Here is a 21904-nt window from a genome sequence, read left to right on the forward strand (position 1 = left end):
GACGGTGACGGTGCCCGAGGCGATCGCGATCACCGAGTTCGACGTCGGCACCACCGACGCGGCGCCACGATGACCTACCACCTCACGGCGTACTCCCCCTAGGAGGGGTACCGGGTGATGTTCAACGGCACCCGGGGGCGGCTGGAATTGGAGGTCGAGGAGACGCAATGGGCCGATCCGGGCACGGGCGTCACCGCCGGGTCGGGGGCGCTGCACGGCGACGTCGCCCCGCCCAACTCCGGCGGGGCGCGGATCCGCGTGCGTCCTCTGTGGGCGCCCCCGCGCGAGGTCCCGGTGACGGTGGTCCACGAGGGGCACGGCGGCGCCGACGAGCGCATGCCGGCCGCGATGTTCGACGGCGCGGCCTCCCCGGTGGCGCTCGCGGACGAGCGGGACGGCGCCCGCGCCCTGGTGATCGGACCGGCCGCCAACGAGTCGTTCGCCACCGGGGAGCCGGTCAGCTGCGGCACAATTACCCGGTGATCTTCACCTCTCCGCCGGAAACCGCGGCCTGGCGGCACCACACCGCCCGCACGGGCTTCGAGGTCGTCTACTTCCAACCCACGCGGGGCGGCCATCTCATCGAGGGCCGCACCACGGCCGTCGAGGAGGGCCAGACCTGGGCCGTCGGCTACACCATCGAGGTGGACGCCGGCTGGAGGACCCGGCGGGCACAGCTCACCAGCCGTTCCATGGCAGGTGTGAGGGAAACGGTCCTGGAGTCCGGCGACCCGGGGAGCTGGCGCGTCGACGGTGTGCCGGCGCCCCACCTCGACGGCTGCCTGGACGTGGATCTGGAGTCATCGGCCATGACGAACGCGTTCCCCGTGCACCGGCTGCTCCTGGCCGTGGGCGCCGGCCAGGACGCCCCGGCCGCCTATGTACGGGCCGTGGACCTGACCGTCGAACGCCTCGACCAGCACTACACCCGGATCCCCGATGAGGGCCGTCGTCAGCGCTATGACTACGCCGCACCGGTGTTCGACGTCGCCTGCCGCCTGATCTACGACGAGTCCGGATTCGTCCTCGACTATCCCGGCCTGGCCTCGCGAGTGGACCTCCGAACTCGCTGACCGTGGCGGGCGCGGCCGTACCGCCGAGAGAGTAGTGGCGCCAGGCGGCGCGCAGGCGGGGCAGGTTCCGGGTCAGGCCCGGCCGAGGACGCAGAACTCGTTGCCTTCCGGGTCGGCCAGGACCTTCCATGGGACGTCGCCCTGGCCGACATCGGCGGGCGTCGCGCCGAGGGTCCGCAGCCGGGCCACCTCCGCCGCCTGCTCGTCGATGGGGTCGGGCAGCAGGTCGATATGGATGCGGCTCCACACGGTCGGCACGCCGGACCTGCGGAGGAACTCAAGATACGGGCCGACGCCCTTGGCGGAGCGCAGCGTCGCGTGATCGTCGGTCACCTCGTGCACGCTCCAGTCCGTGGCCTCGCCCCAGAACCGGGCCATGGCCCGCGGATCGTCGCAGTCGACCACCATCGCGGCGATCGGCCCGGTGTCCCGGTAGATCTCCCGAGGCTCCAGCACGCAGAACACGTTGCCCTCCGGGTCGGCCAGAACCGTCCACGGGACGTCGCCCTGGCCCACGTCGGCGGGTGTCGCGCCGAGCTCCTTCAGGCGCGCGACCAGCTCCGCCTGATGGGCGGCGGAGGTGGTGGCGAGGTCGAGGTGCACGCGATACTTCACCGTTTCGGGGTCCGGCACGGCGACGAGATCGATGTAGAAGGCGTCGGGGTCCGGCCAGGAGAAGCCCTCGGGTTCGAGGTTGGTCACGCCGGGTCCCTCGCTGGAAAGACCCCAACCGAGCGCCTCCGCCCAGAACCGGCCGAGCGCCGAGTCATCCCGAGCCTTGAAATTCACCTGAACAAGTCGCAGCGCCATGCCGCCGATCCTATGCCCAACCCATTAACCAGGATTAACCACGCACCTTCGGCTCAACCGGCGGTAACGGGCAGGCCGGGGACTTCGCCGAGCGGCCGATGGCTTTGGGCGGGTGCGGAGGCGGTGGCGGTGGCGGTGGCGGATGTAGCGGCACACTGCGGGCGCGCTTTGGTCAGGAACTGGGCAGCGAATGGCCTGGGAAGTGATCAGGCGAAGAGCCGACACTCGGCGGGCTGGTTCTACGACGGCGCACACCGTGCTGTCGCCGTGCCGCTGAGGAAAGGCTGAGTGATCTTGACCGAACGCGTACGCGTGGCTGTGCTGGCGGGTGGGCCGTCCGCCGAGCACGAGGTGTCGCTGCAGTCGGCGCAGGCCGTGCTCGATGCCCTGCCGAGGGACCTGTACGAGCCCGTCGCCGTCATCATCGACCGGCAGGGCAGATGGCCGGTGGAGCTGCGAGGCGATCTGGCGGACGTGGTCTTCCCCGTGCTGCACGGGCCGTTCGGCGAGGACGGCGTCGTCCAGGGTCACCTGGAGACCCTGGGCATCCCGTACGTGGGCTGCGGCGTCATGGCCTCCGCCGTGGCCATGAACAAGGTCGCGATGCGGCGCGTGTTCCTGGCGGAGGACATCCCGGTCACCCCGCACGTGTGGTTCACCGCGCACGAATGGCGCACCACCACCGACTACTGGGGTCTGGTGAAGTCGCTCGACTGGCCGATGTACGTCAAACCGGCCAGCATGGGCTCCTCCATCGGCATCTCACGTGTCACCTCCATGGAGGAACTGCGCGCGGGCGTGGAGCTGGCGCTGGCCTACGACCGGGTGGTCATCGTCGAGCAGGGCGTGAGCGCGCGCGAGGTCATCTGCGGCGTGCTCGGCGACTATGACACGCCGGACGCTTCGGTGTGCGGCGAGCTCATCGTGCCCGGCGACTGGCTCGACTATGAGGCCAAATACCTCAGCCAGGCCGAGATCGCCACCATCCCCGCCGTGCTGCCGGAACGGGTGGCCGAGGAGGCACGCGAGCTGTCCCTGCGCGCCTTCCGGGCGATCGGTGGCTACGGCCTGTCCCGGGTCGACTTCCTCTATGAGGAGGACACGGGACGCCTGTACGTACTGGAGATCAACACCATGCCCGGCTTCACCTCCCGTTCCGTCTACGCCAGGTCCTGGGCCGCGAGCGGTGTCCCGTACCCGGACCTGCTGCGCCGCCTGATCGACCTCGCGTTCGCCAGGAGCGGCTCATGATCCCCATGACGCTGAACGAGATCGCGCGGGTCGTCGGCGCGAGCCTGCATGACGTGCCCGACCCGCGGGCGCTGGTGACGGCGCCCGCGGCGGTCGACTCCCGCGAGGTGGTGCCCGGCGGCCTGTTCGCCGCGACGGCCGGCGCCCGCGTCGACGGTCACGACTACGCGGCCGGTGCCATCGCGGACGGCGCCGTCGTCGTGCTGGCCGCGCGGCCCGTCGGCGTGCCCGCCCTGGTGGTCGAGGACGTCCAGCTCGCGATCGGCCTGCTGGCCAGGCACCTGCTCGAACGCGTCAGCCCGATCGTGATCGGCCTGACCGGCTCGGTGGGCAAGACCACGACCAAGGACCTGCTGGCCCAGGTGCTCGAACGGCGCGCCGCGACGGTCGCCACCAACAGGTCGTTCAACAACGAGCTCGGGCTGCCGCTCACCGTGCTGCGTGCCGACGCCACCACCCGATACCTGGTGCTGGAGATGGGCGCGAGCCGGAAGGGCGACCTGACGTACCTGACCGGGCTCGCGCCTCCCCAGGTCGGGCTGGTGCTCAATGTCGGCACCGCGCATCTGGAGCGTATGGGAGCCGGGCCGGCCGACGTGGCCGAGGCCAAGGGCGAGCTGGTCGAGGCGCTTCCGGAGGACGGGTTCGCGCTGCTCAACGCCGACGACCCGTACGTCATGGGCATGGCCGGCCGCACCAAGGCCCAGATCCTGTTGTACGGCAGGTCGGCGCGGGCGCGGGTGCGAGCCGAAGGCGTACGGATGGCCGACCGGGCGCGAACCGCGTTCGAATTGGTGACGCCCGCCGGCCGTGCCCCGGTCGAGCTCGACCTCATAGGCGAGCACCAGGTGAGCAACGCCCTGGGCGCCGCCGCCGTCGCCACCGCACTCGGCCTGGGCGTTGCCGAGATCGCCGAAGGGCTGACCGCCGCGCGGCGGCGCTCCGGGGGCCGGCTGGAGATCGTCGAACGACCTGACGGCATCACCATCGTCAACGACGCCTACAACGCCAACCCCGAGTCCATGCGGGCCGGGCTGCGGGCGGTCAAGGCCCTGGCCGGCACTCGTCGTACCGTCGCCATACTCGGCGCGATGGGCCAGCAGGCCGACGCCTCCCGCGCCCGGCACGCGGAGATGGGCCGGCTCGTCGCCGACCTCCGCTTCGACGTGCTGATCACGGTCGGCGCCGGGGATCCGCTCGCGATGGCGTGGGCGGCGGAGACCGCGAACCAGGGCGTGGCCGTCCACATCGTCGAGGACGTGGCCGAGGCCATCAAGCTGGCCACCGCGCTCCTCGAACCGGGAGACGTGGTGCTCGTCAAGGCCTCCAGCGAGATCGGGCTCAGCGCCTGCGCCCGTGCGCTGACCCAGTGACTGTCCAAAAGGAAATGGAGTTCCATGCGCACTATCGGGCTTATCGGCGGGTTGAGCTGGGAATCGACGGTGATCTACTACCAGATCATCAACCAGCGGGTACGCGAGCGACTCGGCGGCAGCCATTCCGCCGACAGCCTCATCTGGTCGGTCGACTACACGCGGGTCGAGGACCTCATCTTCGCCGACCGCTGGGACGAGGTGAGTACGCTGCTGACCGGGGCGGGCGGGAAACTGGCGGATCTGGGTGCCGAGGTCCTGCTCATCTGCAGCAACACCTTCAGCCGGGTGAGCGACGACGTGCAGCGGGCAGTGAGCGTGCCCGTACTGCACATCGCCGACACCGTGGGCACCGAGATCCGCGCCAGGGGCATGCGCAAGGTCGGCCTGCTGGGCACCCGATTCACCATGGAGGAGCCCTTCTACCGGGATCGGCTGGCCGCCCACGGCTTCGACGTGGTCGTGCCGCGGCGTGAGCAGCGGGAACTGGTCCATCACGTGATATTCGACGAACTGGTGCGCGGGGTGCTCCGGGAATCGTCCAGGGACGCCTACGCCCGGATCATCGATGATCTCGCGGCCGACGGCGCTGAAGGCGTCGTCCTCGGTTGCACGGAGATCGAATTGCTGATCAGTGAGAAGGACAGCGCCATCCCGGTGCTGCCGAGCGCCCGGCTGCACGCGGAGGCGGCGGCCGGCTTCGCTCTTGCCGACTCTTAGGTGGATCGCTACGCCGGTGCGCCGTACAGCTCCCGGTGCCACAGGTCGGCGCGGAGACGTTCGATGCCGGCCGCCAGATGGCGGCGGTAGGTGCTGAACGGCAGGCCGAGCCGTTCCGCGGCCAGCTCCTGGGTGGGCGTGCCGCACAGGAACGTGACCGACAGCGCCTGATGGAACTTGACCGAGCGCGGATCCGCACGCAGGTCGTCGATCACCTGGCGCAGCAGGTCCCCCAGCGCCGCGGCCGGATCCCGCCCGGCCCGCTCGGCGATCAGCCTGGTGCGCGTCAGCGGGGAAGTGGCCAGCGCGTCCGGCCGCGACAACTGGCGCAACGCCTCGCGGACCGCCTCGGCGAACTCCGCCCGCGACAGCACCGCCAGCTCCGCCGTCGCGGCACCCGGGCCGCCGGCGGGCAGCCGGTTCATCCGCTCCAGCCACGCCCGCGCCGGCACCGCGCGCCAGTCATGGACGAACAGGGTGTACGCGTCATCCCCCAACCGCGGCTGCTCGGAGATGTCACGCATCCCGTAATGCCGTAAAAGCTCCGCCCACACATGGTTCGGATGCCGTGCCGCGATATATGACCAGGCCATCCGCTCGGCCCGCAGACAATCGCCGATCACTCGCCACTGGATCACCTCCATCAGAGGCGAGTTTCCGCGATACGTCGGCAGCGTCCATACCCGGCTGACCGCCATATGTTCACCGGTGCGCAACGGCGTGGTGGCACGGGCGTGCGCCCACGCCATGGCCACGATGGGATCGGCCGTCAGCTCCTCCTCATCGAATCGCGCCAACCGCAACCACGCGGCGAAGGCCACGGGCTCGCCGGTTTCGCTGCGCCGATACAGCCGGAACGCCTCCGGCTGACGTTCCGCCCAGAAGGCGGCGCCGCGCGCGGACGCCGCGCCCTCCGCCGCCGTCGCCACCCGGAGCAACGTGTCGACGTCCTCCTGGCGCAGCACCTCTTCCTGGAACTCGCCCTCGTCGTGGCGGCCGTGGAAATCGGCCGACGCCCCGTTGCGCGGGTAGAGCAGTGCCGCCATGGCGCCGGGCACGTCCGCGTCGCTCGCCGTACGCACCTTGTCCGCCAGATGGGCGTGAACGCGCTCGCGCATCACCGCGTACCCCTCCGGATCCCGCCATCGCAGGTCAGCCTCCACCACCTCCCGCACCACGTCATGCGGAAACAACCCGAGACCGCTCGACTCCACGAACGGCAACCGCCGCAACCACCGGAACAACGTCCCGGCGTCCTGCGGCAGCACCGCACGCAGCAGGTCCTCCGTGGTCGTGTACGCGTGCGCGCAGATCTCCAGAGCATGCCGATGGGCCGCCGAAGGCACCTCGCCCACCAACTGATCCAGCAACGTGGCCACCACGTCCTGACGCGGCGTCCACCGCCGGCCGCCCCCGCCGTCCTTCACCGCCACGGCCGCTCCCAGCAGCAGTGCCAGCGGATGACCACCGGCGAAGGCTGACAGCGGCCCACGCGACTCGGGCGGCACCCCGCAGGAGTCCATCAGGGCCTGCGCGTCCGCGGCCCGCAGGTCGCGCAGCGGCAGCACCTCCAGCGCCCCAGCCCATCCCGGGTCCGCCCGCCAGCGCAGATCCGGCGGGTAGCGCCCCGCGATCACCACCAGCGCCCCCACGGGCATCCGCGGCAGGAACCGCTCACGCAGCCATCCCTCCAAGCCCTGAACGCATTCGAAGGAGTCGATCAGCAGCACCGCCCCCGCATCACGAAAGACCGGTTCCGCCTCAGCCTCGAACGCCCCCGGTGAGGGCTCCGACATGCGCCCGTCCACCATGGACACCGGCCGCCCCATCACCGCGGCCTCGTGAGCGAACCGCCGCAACAAGGCCGACTTCCCGATGCCACCGGGGCCGTGCACGAACAGCACGCTGCAGCCGCCGCCGTACAACGCCGCCTGGAAAACCGCGAGCTCTTCCTCCCGCCCGGCGAACGCCCTCTCACGCGCCGCTCGCAGGTGCCATCCCAGCAATCCAGATCCGTCGTTCATGACGAACTACGATCGGTGCCGAATGTGCGCGCGCCGTCCGCCGCATGTCACCGTTTCTCGACGGCGGCGACCGCGCGGGCTACGGCAGCATGCCCACCAGCGCGGCCAGCTCGGGGTCGCCTTCGTACCGTCGCCGGTGCTTCGGCGACGAGCCGGTCCCGGACCTGGTGTCATCGAGGGGGAACGGGCTCCGCGTCGCCAGCAGCACCTTGGCGTCCTCGTCACTCAGGCCGCCGACGGCCAGCTTCGGCAGCTCGCCGAACCCCTCCGCCGCGTCCGTCGGCCGCACCGCGAAGATCATCGCTACCGGGTCGGCGGCGATCCGGCGGGCGAGGAAGACCATCGCCCTGGGCCAGCCCGCAGAGCGTCGCGATGCCGGTCCGGCAGCCCGTCGAGCTGCTTCAGCATCGGCACGCACAGCTGGTGCAGCGCGGAGTACGGCAGTTCCTGCTCGAACTCCGACCGGACGTCCGGACCACCCGGAACCCGGGCGCCGCGTTGCGGGCGTACTCCAGCAGCGCACTCTTGCCGATGCCCGCCTCGCCTTCCAGCACCAGCGCGCCGCCCTGTTCCGTACGCGCGGCGCCGGTCAGCTCGTCGACGCGTCGCTTCAAGCCGTGCCGGCCGACGAGCGGATCGGTGGTGAGCGCAGGAGTCCGCATAACGGGAATCCGCATAACGGGAATCCGCATAACGGGAAATGGTAGGGGATCGCGGACCTGGCCGGGTCAGGTTTCGTAGGCGCTCGTCAGGCGTGACCGCGACGCCTCCAGGTGGGCGGTCATGGCGCTCGCCGCCGCCTCCGGATCGTTGCGGCAGATGGCGTCGAGCACCGCGCGGTGCTCATCGGCGGCGTGACTGGCGATCCCATGGCGGAAGTAGAGACGGTAACCATGGGTGTGCGCGCGGAATCTGCGCAGCGTGTCGGCGATGAGCGGGCTGCGACTGGCCTCGGCGATCGCGTTGTGGAACAGGGCGTCCAGTTCCGCGAAGCCGCGATACGCCTCGTAGGTGTCGCCGACCAGCGGTGACATCATCTGCTCCAGCGACCCTCGCATGGCGCTCACCTCGGCGGTCGTGGCGTACCGTGCGGCACGCGCGGCGGCGGACGGTTCGAGGAGCAGGCGGACGTCGTACAAGTCGTCAAGGGCGGCCCGGTCGAGCAGGGGAGCCACCAGATAGCCCGTGTTCGGCCGGCGGACGACCAGCCCCTCCGACTCGCAACGCGCGAGCGCTTCGCGGACCGGCGTCTGCGACACGTCGAGTGCGCGGGCGAGCCCGTCGATCGACAGCTTCGCCCCAGGCTCCAGGTCGTGATCCATGAGCCGGGCCTTCAGCGCCTGGAAGACCGATTCGCGGACGCTGACCTTGGCCGGCTCGTCCGAACCCGAGCCGCCGGACGCGCCCGCCACCGGCGTCGAGTCACTCATCTCCCCTCCAAATGAACTTCCGTATTCGTGGTTGACAGATGCCCGAAACGCCCTGCATCCTCATGCAAATCGTATCGTATCCGATCTGGGCAAGTCTGCCCAACGCAGAAGGATGAGCTCGTGACCATTCCCGACTGGTTCGGCGAGGCGGGTTTCGGCCTGTTCGTGCACTGGGACCATGCGAGTCAGCAAGGCGTGGAGATCGGCTGGCCCCTGGTCGGCCACTCGATCCTGCCGGACCGGACAGAACCCGAAGCCGACATGACCATCGCGCAATATCAGTCGAGCGCGGCTACGTTCGACCCGCGGCGCTGGGATCCGCGCGGCGTCGCGCGGCTCGCCCGCGACGCGGGTGCCCGCTACGTGGTCTTCACCGTCCGCCATCACGCCGGGTACTCGATGTACCACACGAGGCAGTCGGAGTACTCCATCGCGGCCTCGCCGTACGGGCGTGACATCACCCGGGAGTTCTTCGACGCGTTGCGCGCCGAGGGCCTGCGTGTCGGCGTCTACTACTCGCTGCTCGACTGGAACCATCCCGACTACCCGGCGTTCACCGACGCCGATCGTCCCTACCCGCACGAGCGTTACCGGCGGCCCGCGCCGGAGCAGTGGGCGCGATACCTCGGCTACGTCAAGGGCCAGCTCACCGAACTGCTCACCGAGTACGGGCCGATCGACCTGCTCTGGTTCGACGGGGAGTGGGAACGCACCGGGGAGGAGTGGCACGCCGCCGAGCTTCGCGAGTTGATCAAATCCCTGCAGCCGGACGTGATCATCAATGACCGGCTGCCGGGCCAGGGCGACTACGCGACACCCGAGCAGGGCATGCCGCGCCGGCCACCGGGCGGCCCGTGGGAGCTGTGCCTCACCATGAGCGAGAGCTGGGCCTACCGGCCCGGCGACCTCGACTACAAGAGCCCCCGGCTGCTCGCCTCCTACCTGAGCGAGGTCGTCTCCCGGGGCGGCAACCTCCTGCTCAACATCGGGCCGCGGGGTGACGGGTCGCTGGTGCCGACCGAGGTCGCCACGCTCAAGCAACTCGGCGGCTGGCTCGCCGGCCACGGCGAGAGCATCGTCGGGGCCGCGCCCGCGCCGCAACGCCTCGACTTCCACGGTCCGGCGACGCAGCGCGACAACACCATCTACCTCCACCTGCTGCTGATACCGCAGGACGTGCTCGTCGTCAGGAACGTTCCCATCGGCTCGGTCGTCGGCGTCCGCCTGCTCGGCACCGAGCAACCGCTCGAGTACAGCCTCAACGAGGAAGTGCACAAGGCGAACGGCGCGGACGACGAGCCGCTCGGCGAACTGTTCATCACCGTGCCGCCACCGACCGGCGCACTCATCGACGTCATCGCCATTGAGCTGTCAGCTCCCTGGAAGGACGGCTCCCATGCCACTGTCTAGAACTCTCAAGGTAGTCAGGCCCGTCCTCGCGGGCGTCCTGCTCGCGGCCGTCGGCGTCGCGTGCGGCACCGGCACCGGACCGGGCGGCGGCGACGGCAAGTCGCTCCGGATCCAGATCCCCACCGGACCGCTGGCCAGCGCCATGCAGCAGGTCGGCAAGGACTTCGAGAAGGCCAACCCGGGCACGGTGGTCACCTTCGAGGGCGTCGACTCCGGCAGCTCCCGCGGCCCCAACGTGGCACTGCTCAGCTCGACCGGCACCCCGGACATCGGCTACCTCCAGCGCAGCACGGGCGTCTGGTCCGCGCTGTTGAAGAACAAGCAGCTGACCCCGCTGGACGACGTGTGGAAGGCCGCGGGCCTGGCGGACAAGTACTCCAAGAGCCAGGCCGACTACTACACGACCGACGGGCACCACTACGGCGTCCTCTACGAGCAACTGCTGATCAACCCCGTCTACTACAACAAGGCGGCCTTCGCGAAGGCCGGCCTCCCCGACCCGGCCGACCACCAGGTCGCCTCCGTCGCCGACTTCGAATCCATGGTGGGCAAGGTCAAGGCCGCCGGGTACGAGGGGTTCGGGGTGGGCGGTTCGAGCCCGTACGACCTGGGGCACACGCTGGACGCGCTGCTGCCCACCGCGGTGCCGGCCGAGGACTACGACGCCATGCTCACCAACTTCAAGCCCGGATCACCCACGGACGTCAAGTACACCGACCCCGGCTTCGTGAAGGTGCTCCAGACGATCCAGGACTGGCAGAAGAAGGGCATCTACCAGAACGGGATGCTCGGCATGGACACCGACCAGGCCCAGGGGCTGTTCACCAGCGGAAAACTCGCGATGCTGCAGGGCGGCAACTACACCTACTCCAGCCTGAAGGAGGCCAAGCCGTCGTTCGAAATGGGCTGGTTCCTGCTGCCCCCGCTCACGCCGGGCCGCAAGACGCCGTTCGACGCCTTCAACGGTGACACCCTGGTGGTCCCGGCCAAGGCGGCGAACCCGGATCTGGCCAAGAAGTTCCTTCAGTTCTTCATGACCGACAAGTACCAGGTCAGCGTCATCGCCGCCACCGGCTCGCTCCCGGTGTTCAGCTCGATCCCCGCGTCGAGCCTGTCGAACCTCGGCGACCTGGTGCAGCAGCAGTTCGAGCTGTCGCGGTCCGTCGGATTGGTCAACATCTGGGACTCCACCGTGCCCTCCACCCTCGGGCAGGCGTTCTCCGTGCCGGTGCTGCAGAAGCTCGTGGCCGGCAAGCTGACCCCGCAGCAGGCGGCCCAGCAGTACCAGTCGGCGCTGGAGGACCTGCAGTCCGGCAAGGTGTCGGGAGCGTCGGACTGATGATCGCCGACAAAGTCGTCCTGGCGACGACCGCCACGGCGCGGCCGCCGCGCCGGAGGGCACGGATCTTCCCGATCGCGGCGATGGTCCCGGCCTTGGTGCTGCTGCTCGTGCTCGTCGCCTACCCGATCACCGGATCCGTGCGCATCAGCCTCGGTTCCTGGGACGGCATCGGCTCGGTCGCCTACCACGGCCTGGACAACTACCGGCGCCTGCTGCGCGATTCGCTGGTCTGGCAGTCCATCGGGACCAGCCTGCAGTTCTTCGTCGGGACCGTGGTGTTCACGGTGACCCTCGGCACTCTCCTGGCCAACGCGATCAGCCGGAAGGTCCCCGGCGCCCGGATCTTCAAGGTCGTCTGGTTCCTGCCGGTGATCATCCCGGTCAGCATCGCGGGCATCTTCTGGTCGAACGCCTTCCAGCCCACGACCGGCGTGGTGAACTCACTGCTCGGCCTGATCGGGCTCGGAGACGATCACGCCTGGCTGGCGTCGTCCTCGACGGCACTGTACGCGGCGATCTTCGTCGCGGTGTGGACGCAAACGGGGTACGCGATGCTGATCCTGCTGGGCGCGATGGAGGCCATCCCCGAGGAGGTGCACGAGGCGGCGACGCTCGACGGCGTCGGAGCGGCCGGCCGGCTGTTCCGGATCACCTTGCCGAACATCGTGCCGATGCTGGGCACGATCACGACGCTGACCTCGGTGTTCTCCTTCAACGCCTTCGGCGTCATCTACGCGATGACCCGAGGCGGTCCGGGTAACTCCACGAGCATCCTGCCGGTGCTGGTCTACAAGCAGTCCTTCGTCGACCAGGACTACGGCTACGGCTCGGCCACCGCGGTCCTCACCACGCTGATCGTCGCCGTCATCGGGATCACGGTCATGCGGATCTTCCGCCAGCAGACCCTGGACGCGCGATGACGGCGCCGCGGACTCCAAGCCGGAGGCGATCGGCCTGGCGGCACGGCCCGCTGTGGTACGTCGGCTACACGCTCCTGCTGGTCTGGACGGCGATCACGGTGGTGCCGTTCGTGTCGATGCTGCTGCTGTCGCTGCACCCGACCAGCGACATCTACGCCCACCCGCTGGGGCTGGGCGGCCAGTGGGTGCTGTCGAACTACGCCGACGCCTGGCGGGGCGTGGTCGGTGGCGCGCCGCTGTCGACGTACATCATCAACAGCGTGCTGGTGGCACTGTGCAGCCTGGCCATCGGCGTGACCTGCGGCAGCCTGGCCGGCTACGGCCTGGCCCGCGCGACCAGGGGCCTGTCGAACGCGGTCAGCCGCGTCATGGTCCTCGCCCTGAGCGTCCCGCTGGTCGTCGCGCTGATCCCGACGTTCGAGCTGCTGGGCAGGTATCAGCTGCTCAACAGCGTGGCGGGCATCTCGCTGGTGTACGCGGCGTTCATGACGCCCACCATCGCCCTCATCATGCGGTCGGTGTTCGCCGCCGTGCCGCGGGAACTGCTCGAAGCGGCCAAGATCGACGGTTACGGGGAGCTGGCCGCGCTGCTCCGCGTGGTCCTGCCCATCAGCAAGGGCGGCTTCGTCTCGGTCACGCTGCTCGGGCTCATCTTCGTGTGGAGCGAGGTCCAGTTCGGCGTCGTCCTGCTGACCCGCCCGCAGGACCGCACACTGTCAGTCGGCCTGCTCTCCTTCCAGGGCCAGTTCGTCAGCGACCAGGGGGCCTTCTTCGCCGGCCTCGTCATCGCGACCTTCCCGATCGTCATCCTCTTCCTGATCTTCCAGCGCTACGTCACGAGCGGCATCACCCTGGGTGCGCTCAAGTGAAGAAAGCACATGACATGCCCCGAATCGAACGAATCGACGTCCAGCTGGTCGACCTGCAACCGGCGGCCGTCCGCGTCGACGCGATGCAGTCCTTCGTCAAGCAGGAGACGGTGCTGGTCACCGTGCACACCTCCGACGGGCTGTCCGGCACCGGGTACTCCTACACGATCGGGACCGGCGGGCGGGCCGTCACGTCACTCATCACCGAGCACCTGGTCCCGGCGCTTCTGGGCCGGGACGCCCGGCCGGTCGAGGCGCTGTGGCGGCACATGCTCGACCAGACCCGCGCGACCACCGTCGGGGCCATCACCTCACTGGCGTTCGCCGCCGTCGACACCGCGCTCTGGGACCTGCGCGGCCGCCGTACCGGTGAGTCGCTGTGGCGGATGGCGGGCGGCGCGCACGAGCGGCTACCCGTCTACGACACCGAGGGCGGCTGGCTGCACCTGCCCGTGGAGGAACTGGTGGACGGCGCGAAGCGGGCCGCCACAGCCGGGCTGCGCGGGGTGAAGGTCAAGGTGGGCAGGCCGTCGCTCGCCGAAGACGCCGAACGGCTCGCGGCCGTCCGCGAGGCGGTGGGACCGGGTTTCGAGGTCATGGTCGACGCCAACCAGGCGTTCACCTCCGCGGAGGCGATCCGGCGCGCCCGGACCTACGAGCCGCTCGGCATCGCCTGGTTCGAGGAGCCGCTGCCGGCCGACGACCTGCACGGACACCGGAGACTGGCGGCCTCCACCTCGGTGCCGGTGGCGGTCGGCGAATCCCTCTACTCCGTTCAGCGGTTCGGCGACTACCTGGCCGCGGGCGCGGTCGGCATCGTGCAGGTCGATGTGGCCCGCATCGGCGGGATCACCCCGTGGCTGAAGGTCGCCCACGCCGCCGAGGCGTTCAACGTCGCGGTGAGCCCGCACTTCCTCATGGAACTGCACGTCAGCCTGGCCGCCGCGGTGCCGAACGGGATGTACGTCGAGTACATCCCGCAGTTGCGGGCGATCACCCGCGGCTCTCCGGTGATCGAGGACGGCGAGATGACACCGCCCGACGTCCCCGGCATCGGGATCGACTGGGATCCCGATGCCCTCGACGACCATCGCGTCGCCTGAGCCGCCGTTAGCCGGCAGAGTGTCGGTATTAAGGTCGCTACCTTAAATGGGCGAGTCGCATATCCTATTTATGGCGGGAGTATCGCAGTTGTAGCAGAAACTTGCAATATGCGTGATAAAAAATGACATTCGTGCTTTTAGGCAACAATAGGCATTTCTCGGAGGCAGGGGCCCAGTAATGATGAGCCGTGATGGCCCCCCACATCGATTCGACAGGAGCGCCGATGAGAAGACTGCTGACCGCCATCGTCGTCGCGGCGGCCGCCGTCATGTGCCTTTCTCCCTCCCCGGCAGAAGGATCGACGCGGATGCTCGGCCCCAGCTCGAACGTCTGCGCGAACGCCCCCATCCCCACCGGCTCGATGCCGACGGCCTACTTCGACTGGTACCAGTGTGGCCAGCCCGGCACCATCTACTACAACGCGAAAACCGTCCAGGTCATCAGCGACACCGCCGCGGGCGGCACGGTGACCACCTGTATCACGCCTCCGCCCCCGGCCGGGTTCTATGCCACGGCGCTGTCCTACTCCTTCAACTGTGAAATCAGCAAGACCCCCAACGGCGTCCTCAATAACCAGCAGACCCTCACCAATATCAACGGTCTGCCCTCCGGCCGCACACTCATCATCTGCGGCGTCCAATCGGCGCCGCCCGGCTGGACCGTCGTCGCCGTCGTACAGACCTACCTGTGCGTATATCCCCGGGGCGGCGGGATCGGCGACAACGCCGTATCGATCCGCAAGCTCTGAGACTCACGCGCTCACCGAGCCTGACACCCCAGCCGAGGAGGTGTCAGGCTCGGATCATCCAGCAGTTGAATGCCGGCGCCTACCTCTACTCCTGGCACTATGCGTGCTGCTCGAGAGATGCGCCAGGCTCCCTACAGCAGTCTCAACGCGCTGCGGACATCGCTGAGGAGGGTGGTCATCGCCCGCTCGGCGGCGTCCGGGTCTCCGGCGCAGATGGCTTCCATGACGGCCTCGTGATAGCCGATGGTCTCGGGGACGGGGTAGTCGGAGCGGCCGTGCGTCGGTGACTCCCTGAGGACTTCCGCGATCGGATCGGCGAGGGCGGTGTACATCCCGTTGCCGGAGGCACCGAGGATGATCCGGTGGAACTCGATGTCCGCGGCGAGGTAGCGCATCGGGCGGTGCGTCGTGCCGTAGCGGCGCATGTCCTGCGCCGCGGCACGGAGTGCGGCGCGCTCGTCGGCGGAGGCCCGCAGGGTGGCCAGGTGCGCCGCGATCGGCTCGATGCCAAGGCGCAGCTCGGTGAGAGAGCGAAGCTGGGCGGCGCGGTGCTTGCTGTCCAGGCGCCAGCGGATCACCCGGGTGTCGTAGACGTTCCACTGCTGCTCAGGCGAGATGCAGATGCCGGTGCGGCGCTGTGAGGTGACCATGCGCAGCGATTCCAGGATGCGCATGCACTCGCGCGCCACCCCTCGCGAGACGGAGTAGCGCTGTTGCAGGCTCTCCAGGGTGAGGACGGATCCGGCGGGCAGTTCTCCGCTGACGATGTCCGAACCCAGTGCGTCGAGAACCGCCGAATGGAGAGTCGCAGCCGACATACGATCACCCTACTCGTCACCGGGACGGCCATTCGCCGTCCCGCCTTGGGGCCGGGCCGTTCGGACGACGTCGCGCCAGGGACGCGTGCCGGGCGGAGCGGGTACGGTCACTGGTCAGTTCTCCGCTTCGAGAGTCCTGCGGCGCTGACGGACCAAGGGCAGCGCCGTACTGACGAGGACAAGTATCGTCAGGGCGAGCAGCACGACGGCCGTCGGCGAGGAGGCGAAGATGCCGAAGCCGCCGTCGGAGAGCACCAGCGACCGGCGGAAGTTGGTCTCGAAGATCGGGCCCAGGATGAAGGCCAGCACGATCGGCGCGGGCGGGACGCCGATGCTCCGCAGGAGATAACCGGCCAGACCGGCGGCCACCATGACGGCGACGTCGAAGGTGTTGCCGTTGATGGTGTACGCGCCGACGATGAGGATCGCCACGGTGAGCGTGGACATCACGGCGGGCGGGATCTTCGCGATCCGTACGAAGACCGGCAGCAGCGGGATGTTCATGACGAGCAGGATCAGGTTGCCGACCACCATGGAACCCACCACGCCCCAGAAGATGTCCGGGTGGTCGGAGATCAAGGTCGGCCCCGGGGTGACGCCCTGGATCAGCAGTGCGCCGAAGATGACGGCGAGCACGCCGTTCGGCGGGAAGCCGAGCGTGAGCAGCGGGATGAAGCTGGAGATGCTGGCGGCGTTGTTGGCGGTCTCCGGGCCGGACACCGCCTGTGGGACGCCGTGGCCGAACCGCTCCGGCGTACGGGAGATCTTGCGCTCCACGCCGTAGGAGACCAGCGACGCCAGCACCCCGCCGCCACCGGGCACCAGCCCGAGCCCGGTGCCGATCAGCGAGCCCCGGCCGATGGCCCCGGTGTTGTCCTTGAGGTCGCGGCCCGTGGGCAGCACCCGGCCGACGGCGTTGGTCGGGGACACGCCGCGCCGGTTCTCGACGATGTTGACGAGGATCTCGGTCAGCCCGAACAGGCCCATGATCACGGCCACGATGTCGATGCCGCCCATGAGGTCGGGCACGCCGAACGCCCACCGGCTCGCGCCGGACATCGGGTCCTGCCCGATGGAGGCCAGCAGCAGGCCGATGCCCACCGCCACCAGCGACTTGACCATGGTTCCCGCGGAGGTGTAGGCGACCAGGATCAGGCCCAGGAGCGCCAGGACCGTGTATTCGGGCGAGCCGAAGTTCAGCGCGAAGTCGGCCAGGGCCGGGGCGAACAGCACCAGGCAGCAGGTGGCGACCAGCCCGCCGACGAAGGAGCCGATGGCCGCGAGCCCCAGCGCGCGACCCGCGTGGCCCTGCCGGGCCATTTCGTGCCCGTCGACGGTGCTGACGACCGAGGCCGCCTCGCCGGGGATGCGCAGCAGCACCGAGGTGATGGTGCCGCCGTACATGGCGCCGTAGTAGACGCCGGCCAGCATGATCACCGCGGTGGACGGCTCCAGGCCGAACGTGATCGGGAGCAGCAGCGCGACGGTCGGCGCGGGGCCCAGGCCGGGCAGGACCCCGACCATCATGCCGACGTACACGCCGAGCAGGACGAACAGCAGGTTCTGCGGGGCGAGGGCCACCTGCAGCCCGTCGGCCAGATTCTGGAGGATGTCCATGACTACCGGATCCCGGTCAGGGTGCCCAGCGGGGTGGGCACGTGGAGCAGTTCGATGAAGACGACGACGATCCCCGTCGTGATCGCGGCCGCTCCGATCAGGCTGCGGACAGGGGCGGTCCTGGTGATCACGATGAACCAGTAGAGGCAGGTCAGCGCCGTGGTGACGGTGAGCCCGAGCAGGGTGAGCATCGGCGGCGTCAGCGCCAGCAGGGGAAGGGCCGCCGCGACGGCGAGCCCGTCGGCGCGCGTGATACGGCTGACCCCGTCGATGACGACGCCCGGGTTCAGCAGCGCTGCCAGGGTGAACGCGAGGGTGGCGGCCGAGATACAGCCGATCCAGAACCCGGGACCGGGTTCGGCGGGGCTGCCGAAGTCGAGTGTGGTGAACGCGCCGGTCGTGGCGACGGCGGCCAGGAGCGTCAGGAGCGCGAAGCCGATCCGGCCGGACCGGAGGTCGGAAGAAGCGGCCATGTCAGCCGCGCTTCTTGGCATAGTCCGAGGCCGCCTGCCGCAGCAGCGTGGTGACCTGGGCGCCGTCCATGAAGGAGGCGGGCGCCACGCCCTTGCCCAGACCGGTGACGACCTTCTCGGAGGTCATGCAGGTCTTCATCGCGCCCTCCAACCGGCCGACGACGTCGTCCGGGGTCTTGGGCTGGGCGGCGAGGAACCAGAAGGAGTCGGCGTACGGGAGATCGGCGTACCCCAGGGACTTCAGCGTCGGCACGTCCGGCATGGTGATGATCGGCTCGGTGGCGGCGGTGGCGAGCACGCGGACCTCGCCTGATCGCACGCGGGGGAGTACGACCGCGGCGTCGGCCGACAGGTAACCGGCCTGCACCTCGCCGGAGAGCACGGCCGTCATGGTGCCGCCGTTGCCGTCGAACGGCACCGGCGTGAGCTGCAGCCCGGTGGAGCCGATCAGCGCGGTGGCAGAGATGCCCGGGACGCTTGTCTTGCCCGGGATCCCGAGCTTGACGGCGCCGGTCTTGGCGGCTGCGAAAAGGTCCTTCGCCGTCGTGAAGGGGGAGGCCTTCGGCACCACGAGGACGACCGGCGCCGTGCCGATCATCCCGACCGGCCGGAAGCTGTCGACGGTGTAGCCGACGTCGCCTTCCAGGATGGGCGGCAGGACGGCGTTGGCGGCGGTGGTCGACACGAGCGTGTAGCCGTCGGCCTTCGCGCGGGCGAACACGCCGTTGCCGACGGCGCCGGACCCGCCCTCGCGGTTCTCGACCACGATGGTGGCCTTGAGCTGCTGTTCCAGGCAGGGTGCCAGCACGCGCGTGGACAGATCGGTGGACGACCCCGCCGGGACGGGGACGATGATGGAGATCGATTGCGAGGGATAGCCGGAGGAGGACGGGGCCTCGGTCAGGGAACAGCTCGTGACGAGCAGCAGTCCGGCCGACGCCGCGGCCGGGATGGTACGCAACCTCATGGTGCGGATCTTTCTCGAGGTCGCCCGCGCCGGGGAGGGCGCGGGCTCGGTCATTTTGATACGCCGGGTGGGAACACGTGGGTGTCGTGGTCCGGGATGCGCGGCAGCCATTCGGCGCTCCAGCGCTGTTCGATGCCGTCGCGCCAGCTCGTGGCCGCCGCGGTCAGCTCGGCCACGAGGCCCGGGTGCTCGGCGGCGCGGTTCACCGTCTCGCCGGGGTCGTCGGCGAGATCGGCGAGGAACACCGGCTCGGCCGGGGGCAGGCCCTCTTCGAGCTGGCCGTCCAGGACGAGCTTCCATCGGCCGCGCCGGGTCGCCGTCTGCACGCCCTGCTCCCAGAACAGGTGCTCGTGCGGTGATCGGGCGCCGCCGGTGAGCACGGACAGCATGTCGTGGCCGTCGCACTCGTACCTCTCCGGCTCCCCGCCCGCCGCGGCGAGCACGGTGGGGAACACGTCCATGGCGGCCAGCGGCTCCTCCACCACCTGCCCCGCGGGGATCACGCCTGGCCAGCTCACGATGCCCGGAACGCGAATGCCGCCCTCGAAGAGGCTGAACTTGTGGCCCTTCAGCCCGCCGGAGCTGCTGGCGCGGTACGGGGTCTGGCTGCCGTCCATCCAGTTGCGGATCTCGCGGGACGGCCCGTTGTCGGACATGTAGAGCACGACCGTGTTGTCCAGCACGCCTTGGCGATCCAGCTCGTCCATGACCGCGCCGACGGCGTCGTCCAGCGCGCTGATCATCGCCGCCATGATCATCTGATCCCATGGCAGGTGCGCGAAGCGTTCCTTGTACTTCGCCGGGGCGTGCAGGGGGTAGTGGGGCGCGTTGAACGGGACGTACAGGAAGAACGGCGACCGCGCCGCGGCGGCCTCGCGCACAGCGCGCGTCGCGCGGTCGGCCACCAGATCGGTGAGGTACTCGCCGTCGAGGTAGACCTCGCTCCCGTTCTCCCAGAGGTCGTGCAGCGGCGTGCCGAAATAGGTCTCGCCGTTCATGCTCACCCGGCGGTTGTTCGGGCTGTAGTGGATGTGCGAGTAGTAGTCCACAGCTCCGGCCAGGTGCCCGAACGTCCGGTCGAACCCGTGGGCCTCCGGCCGTGATTCCGGGGTCAGGCCCAGGTGCCACTTCCCGACCAGTTCGGTGTGGTAGCCGACCTCCCGCAGTGCGCTCGCGAGCGTCGGCACGTCCTGGCTCAGGCCCGGCGTCGTCCGATACCCCTGCAGAATCGACCGTACGCCCGCGTTCCCCGGATATCGGCCGCTGAGCAGGGCCGCCCGTGAGGGTGAGCAGACCGGCGAGTTCGAGTACCAGTTGGTCAGCAAGGCACCCGAGGCCGCCAGCGCGTCCAATCGCGGCGTTCGCACCGTGGGTGATCCCATGCACGACAGGTCGCCATAGCCGTGGTCGTCTCCGACGAAGATCACCACGTTTGGCCGGTCAGGTCCCGGGCTCACAGCCATCGATCCGTACTCCCCATTCCTTGCGATTGCCGGGAAAGGTAGCATCTTCGGCTGAAAGGTACAATCTTTTGGCGCGAACGTGGCCATGCCGCGAGCGCGGATGGGTGAGCGACTCAGTTCCGATGCGCAGGCGGTTCTGGGCGTTCGTCGGTCCAGCCGATCGCCTGGTACGAGGTGGAGACACGGACCCCCGGACAACCAGGCTCGTCGCGAGCTAGGTAATCGCACCAGGGTCGTTCAGGATGTCCCGCGATTCGGCCTCGGCCCAGCTGAAGATGCCGATCGACATGGTGCTGCGCTCCTGGGCGGCGCGGAGCGCGTAGACCTCGGCGCGGGCGGTGTGGACGGCCTTGTCCTCCGGGGCTGCGTCGCCGGCGAGCTGGGCGAGGTGGCAGGCCAGCCGGTGCTCGCCGGCGCGGGACAGCTCCAGTGCGCGGTCGGCGAGGACCTGGGCGCCGCCGGCGAGCGCGGCGAGTTCGGTGGCGAGGGCGGCGTCAGTGGCGGGCTTGAGGTGGGCGGGGTTGCCGTCGTACCAGCCGGCGAACTGGCGCCATACGTTGCGGACGATGAATTCCGGCTCGTCGTAGAGCGGCTGCAGGTAATGCAGCGCGGCCAGATCGTCCGGCACCCGCACCCGGTGCAGGGTCTCGACCAGCGTCGCGCCGTCGTTGAGGCAAGCGAGCGTCTGGTCGACGAGGGTCTCCAGGTAGCGGGCGGTGTTCTCCAGGGCCTCGCGTACGTGATCGGCGCCGACGACGGGGATGCCGTGGCTGCCGAGCATCAACTCGGCGTCGAGCGAGGCCATCCAGCGCAGGGCGGCGGCCCAGTCGACGGGATAGCGCTGCACCTTCTGCGGGTTGCCGGCGTTCGGGGAGACGCCGAGGAACAGGTCGCCGGGGAAGAGGATCCGCCGCTGGGGGAGCCAGCCGACCACGTGGTCGTCGGTCTCGCCCCGGTGGTGGGTGAGTTCGAGGCGCAGGCCACCGGTCTCGACCACATGGGTGTCGGAGAAGGTGACGTCCGGTTCCCGGTATTCGGCCGGCCAGACGAGGTCGGGGATGCGGAACTGGCGGCGGTTGATGATCGTGTTGTAGCCCTGCGTGTCGGCGTAGCGCCGGAAGCGCGCGAGTACGTTCTCGTGCGCGATCACCTGCGGGCGAGGCACACCGTGAGCATCGGCGGCGGCGTCGAAGGGGCCGAGTCCGCCGACGTGGTCGACGTGACCGTGGGAGTAGACGGCGTGGGTGACCGGCCCGGAATCCCACGCGGTCACCCGCTCGTGCAGCTTGTCGGCGAGCAGCTTGACGCCGGTGTCGAAGAGTACGACTCCGTGCTCGTGCCGGAGGGCGAAGGCGTGCCCGAAACCGGGCACCATCAGCACCCCGTCGGCGACCTCCTCGGCGTCAGCCATGACGGGTTCCGCTATGGAGGCCGGCTCGCGCCGACCGGCCCACATCTCATCGGCCAGCTTGAGAATCGAGGAGGTCATGAC

22 protein-coding genes are annotated in these 21904 nt (G+C 69.5%); 11 read left to right on the plus strand and 11 right to left on the minus strand.

The window, feature by feature from the left end:
• Nucleotides 1–117: 117 nt before the first annotated feature.
• Together AB0J16_RS25330 and AB0J16_RS25335 are read left to right on the plus strand one after the other, a co-directional pair.
• Nucleotides 118–483, plus strand: a complete 366-nt coding sequence (locus AB0J16_RS25330; RefSeq protein ID WP_358543782.1) for a hypothetical protein — start codon at nt 118–120, stop codon at nt 481–483.
• A complete protein-coding gene (locus tag AB0J16_RS25335) occupies nt 480–1073 on the plus strand; it encodes a putative glycolipid-binding domain-containing protein (protein WP_358543784.1) in 594 nt (197 codons plus the stop codon). Before AB0J16_RS25330 ends, AB0J16_RS25335 begins: the two co-directional genes overlap by 4 nt.
• Nucleotides 1074–1145: 72 nt before the next feature.
• Here the strand turns inward: AB0J16_RS25335 and AB0J16_RS25340 are convergent, their stop codons facing one another.
• Nucleotides 1146–1883 carry a VOC family protein gene (locus tag AB0J16_RS25340; protein ID WP_358543786.1) on the minus strand — a complete coding sequence of 246 codons (738 nt, stop codon included), beginning with the start codon at nt 1881–1883 and terminating at the stop codon, nt 1146–1148.
• A 288-nt stretch (nt 1884–2171) separates the two neighbouring features.
• Here AB0J16_RS25340 and AB0J16_RS25345 point away from each other — a divergent pair, with 288 nt between their 5' ends.
• The 3 genes from AB0J16_RS25345 to AB0J16_RS25355 are packed head-to-tail and all read left to right on the plus strand — an operon-like array spanning nt 2172 to nt 5227.
• Nucleotides 2172–3134 (plus strand): D-alanine--D-alanine ligase family protein, encoded by a 963-nt coding sequence (locus AB0J16_RS25345; protein ID WP_358543788.1) that lies wholly within the window; start codon nt 2172–2174, stop codon nt 3132–3134.
• Nucleotides 3131–4507, plus strand: a complete 1377-nt coding sequence (murF, locus tag AB0J16_RS25350; protein WP_358543791.1) for a UDP-N-acetylmuramoyl-tripeptide--D-alanyl-D-alanine ligase — start codon at nt 3131–3133, stop codon at nt 4505–4507. The genes AB0J16_RS25345 and murF overlap by 4 nt, the downstream gene beginning before the upstream one ends.
• A 24-nt stretch (nt 4508–4531) precedes the next feature.
• Nucleotides 4532–5227: an aspartate/glutamate racemase family protein gene (locus AB0J16_RS25355; RefSeq protein ID WP_358543793.1), complete on the plus strand. Its 696-nt coding sequence runs from the start codon at nt 4532–4534 to the stop codon at nt 5225–5227.
• Nucleotides 5228–5235: 8 nt separating this feature from the next.
• Here AB0J16_RS25355 and AB0J16_RS25360 read toward each other — a convergent pair whose 3' ends face one another.
• The 4 genes from AB0J16_RS25360 to AB0J16_RS25375 form a co-directional block, all read right to left on the minus strand.
• Complete coding sequence (locus tag AB0J16_RS25360) at nt 5236–7251, minus strand: ATP-binding protein (RefSeq protein ID WP_358543795.1); 2016 nt, start codon at nt 7249–7251, stop codon at nt 5236–5238.
• Between the two features lie 79 nt (nt 7252–7330).
• The gene (locus AB0J16_RS25365; RefSeq protein ID WP_358543797.1) at nt 7331–7594 is read right to left on the minus strand and encodes a hypothetical protein; all 264 of its coding nucleotides are present in this window, start codon (nt 7592–7594) and stop codon (nt 7331–7333) included.
• A gap of 58 nt (nt 7595–7652) precedes the next feature.
• Nucleotides 7653–7913, minus strand: coding sequence for an ATP-binding protein (locus AB0J16_RS25370; RefSeq protein ID WP_358543799.1), 261 nt, complete (start codon nt 7911–7913; stop codon nt 7653–7655).
• Between the two features lie 66 nt (nt 7914–7979).
• On the minus strand, nt 7980–8681 hold the full coding sequence (locus tag AB0J16_RS25375; RefSeq protein WP_358543802.1) for a GntR family transcriptional regulator: 702 nt from the start codon (nt 8679–8681) through the stop codon (nt 7980–7982).
• 120 nt (nt 8682–8801) lie between these two features.
• Between AB0J16_RS25375 and AB0J16_RS25380 the strand changes: the two genes are divergently transcribed.
• From AB0J16_RS25380 to AB0J16_RS25405, 6 genes are all read left to right on the plus strand, one after another.
• Nucleotides 8802–10091 carry an alpha-L-fucosidase gene (locus AB0J16_RS25380; protein ID WP_358543804.1) on the plus strand — a complete coding sequence of 430 codons (1290 nt, stop codon included), beginning with the start codon at nt 8802–8804 and terminating at the stop codon, nt 10089–10091.
• Nucleotides 10078–11430: an extracellular solute-binding protein gene (locus AB0J16_RS25385; protein WP_358543806.1), complete on the plus strand. Its 1353-nt coding sequence runs from the start codon at nt 10078–10080 to the stop codon at nt 11428–11430. Before AB0J16_RS25380 ends, AB0J16_RS25385 begins: the two co-directional genes overlap by 14 nt.
• Nucleotides 11430–12353, plus strand: coding sequence for a sugar ABC transporter permease (locus AB0J16_RS25390; protein WP_358543807.1), 924 nt, complete (start codon nt 11430–11432; stop codon nt 12351–12353). The genes AB0J16_RS25385 and AB0J16_RS25390 overlap by 1 nt, the downstream gene beginning before the upstream one ends.
• The gene (locus AB0J16_RS25395) at nt 12350–13222 is read left to right on the plus strand and encodes a carbohydrate ABC transporter permease (RefSeq protein ID WP_358543809.1); all 873 of its coding nucleotides are present in this window, start codon (nt 12350–12352) and stop codon (nt 13220–13222) included. The genes AB0J16_RS25390 and AB0J16_RS25395 overlap by 4 nt, the downstream gene beginning before the upstream one ends.
• Nucleotides 13223–13236: 14 nt before the next feature.
• A complete protein-coding gene (locus AB0J16_RS25400; RefSeq protein WP_358543811.1) occupies nt 13237–14325 on the plus strand; it encodes a mandelate racemase/muconate lactonizing enzyme family protein in 1089 nt (362 codons plus the stop codon).
• 224 nt (nt 14326–14549) lie between these two features.
• Nucleotides 14550–15074 (plus strand): hypothetical protein, encoded by a 525-nt coding sequence (locus tag AB0J16_RS25405; protein WP_358543814.1) that lies wholly within the window; start codon nt 14550–14552, stop codon nt 15072–15074.
• Nucleotides 15075–15205: 131 nt separating this feature from the next.
• Here AB0J16_RS25405 and AB0J16_RS25410 read toward each other — a convergent pair whose 3' ends face one another.
• The 6 genes from AB0J16_RS25410 to AB0J16_RS25435 form a co-directional block, all read right to left on the minus strand.
• Nucleotides 15206–15892 carry an FCD domain-containing protein gene (locus AB0J16_RS25410; protein WP_357956429.1) on the minus strand — a complete coding sequence of 229 codons (687 nt, stop codon included), beginning with the start codon at nt 15890–15892 and terminating at the stop codon, nt 15206–15208.
• Nucleotides 15893–16006: 114 nt separating this feature from the next.
• Complete coding sequence (locus AB0J16_RS25415; protein WP_358543817.1) at nt 16007–17509, minus strand: tripartite tricarboxylate transporter permease; 1503 nt, start codon at nt 17507–17509, stop codon at nt 16007–16009.
• 2 nt (nt 17510–17511) lie between these two features.
• Nucleotides 17512–17982, minus strand: a complete 471-nt coding sequence (locus tag AB0J16_RS25420) for a tripartite tricarboxylate transporter TctB family protein (RefSeq protein ID WP_358543819.1) — start codon at nt 17980–17982, stop codon at nt 17512–17514.
• A gap of 1 nt (nt 17983) precedes the next feature.
• A complete protein-coding gene (locus tag AB0J16_RS25425) occupies nt 17984–18949 on the minus strand; it encodes a tripartite tricarboxylate transporter substrate binding protein (RefSeq protein WP_358543821.1) in 966 nt (321 codons plus the stop codon).
• A 50-nt stretch (nt 18950–18999) separates the two neighbouring features.
• Nucleotides 19000–20379: a sulfatase-like hydrolase/transferase gene (locus AB0J16_RS25430; protein WP_358543823.1), complete on the minus strand. Its 1380-nt coding sequence runs from the start codon at nt 20377–20379 to the stop codon at nt 19000–19002.
• Nucleotides 20380–20626: 247 nt separating this feature from the next.
• Complete coding sequence (locus AB0J16_RS25435) at nt 20627–21901, minus strand: alkyl sulfatase dimerization domain-containing protein (RefSeq protein ID WP_358543824.1); 1275 nt, start codon at nt 21899–21901, stop codon at nt 20627–20629.
• Nucleotides 21902–21904: the final 3 nt, after the last annotated feature.

It is taken from the genome of Nonomuraea sp. NPDC049750 (assembly GCF_040659625.1).
Lineage (GTDB): Bacteria > Actinomycetota > Actinomycetes > Streptosporangiales > Streptosporangiaceae > Nonomuraea.

Excerpts from the sequence above, each read along its gene's own strand:
- AB0J16_RS25330 (WP_358543782.1), top strand. The coding sequence starts at position 118 with ATGTTCAACGGCACCCGGGGGCGGCTGGAATTGGAGGTCGAGGAGACG.
- AB0J16_RS25340 (WP_358543786.1), bottom strand. The coding sequence starts at position 1,883 with ATGGCGCTGCGACTTGTTCAGGTGAATTTCAAGGCTCGGGATGACTCG.
- murF (WP_358543791.1), top strand. The coding sequence starts at position 3,131 with ATGATCCCCATGACGCTGAACGAGATCGCGCGGGTCGTCGGCGCGAGC.
- AB0J16_RS25355 (WP_358543793.1), top strand. The coding sequence starts at position 4,532 with ATGCGCACTATCGGGCTTATCGGCGGGTTGAGCTGGGAATCGACGGTG.
- AB0J16_RS25360 (WP_358543795.1), bottom strand. The coding sequence starts at position 7,251 with ATGAACGACGGATCTGGATTGCTGGGATGGCACCTGCGAGCGGCGCGT.
- AB0J16_RS25365 (WP_358543797.1), bottom strand. The coding sequence starts at position 7,594 with ATGGTCTTCCTCGCCCGCCGGATCGCCGCCGACCCGGTAGCGATGATC.
- AB0J16_RS25370 (WP_358543799.1), bottom strand. The coding sequence starts at position 7,913 with ATGCGGACTCCTGCGCTCACCACCGATCCGCTCGTCGGCCGGCACGGC.
- AB0J16_RS25375 (WP_358543802.1), bottom strand. The coding sequence starts at position 8,681 with ATGAGTGACTCGACGCCGGTGGCGGGCGCGTCCGGCGGCTCGGGTTCG.
- AB0J16_RS25385 (WP_358543806.1), top strand. The coding sequence starts at position 10,078 with ATGCCACTGTCTAGAACTCTCAAGGTAGTCAGGCCCGTCCTCGCGGGC.
- AB0J16_RS25390 (WP_358543807.1), top strand. The coding sequence starts at position 11,430 with ATGATCGCCGACAAAGTCGTCCTGGCGACGACCGCCACGGCGCGGCCG.
- AB0J16_RS25395 (WP_358543809.1), top strand. The coding sequence starts at position 12,350 with ATGACGGCGCCGCGGACTCCAAGCCGGAGGCGATCGGCCTGGCGGCAC.
- AB0J16_RS25400 (WP_358543811.1), top strand. The coding sequence starts at position 13,237 with ATGCCCCGAATCGAACGAATCGACGTCCAGCTGGTCGACCTGCAACCG.
- AB0J16_RS25405 (WP_358543814.1), top strand. The coding sequence starts at position 14,550 with ATGAGAAGACTGCTGACCGCCATCGTCGTCGCGGCGGCCGCCGTCATG.
- AB0J16_RS25410 (WP_357956429.1), bottom strand. The coding sequence starts at position 15,892 with ATGTCGGCTGCGACTCTCCATTCGGCGGTTCTCGACGCACTGGGTTCG.
- AB0J16_RS25415 (WP_358543817.1), bottom strand. The coding sequence starts at position 17,509 with ATGGACATCCTCCAGAATCTGGCCGACGGGCTGCAGGTGGCCCTCGCC.
- AB0J16_RS25420 (WP_358543819.1), bottom strand. The coding sequence starts at position 17,982 with ATGGCCGCTTCTTCCGACCTCCGGTCCGGCCGGATCGGCTTCGCGCTC.
- AB0J16_RS25425 (WP_358543821.1), bottom strand. The coding sequence starts at position 18,949 with ATGAGGTTGCGTACCATCCCGGCCGCGGCGTCGGCCGGACTGCTGCTC.
- AB0J16_RS25435 (WP_358543824.1), bottom strand. The coding sequence starts at position 21,901 with ATGACCTCCTCGATTCTCAAGCTGGCCGATGAGATGTGGGCCGGTCGG.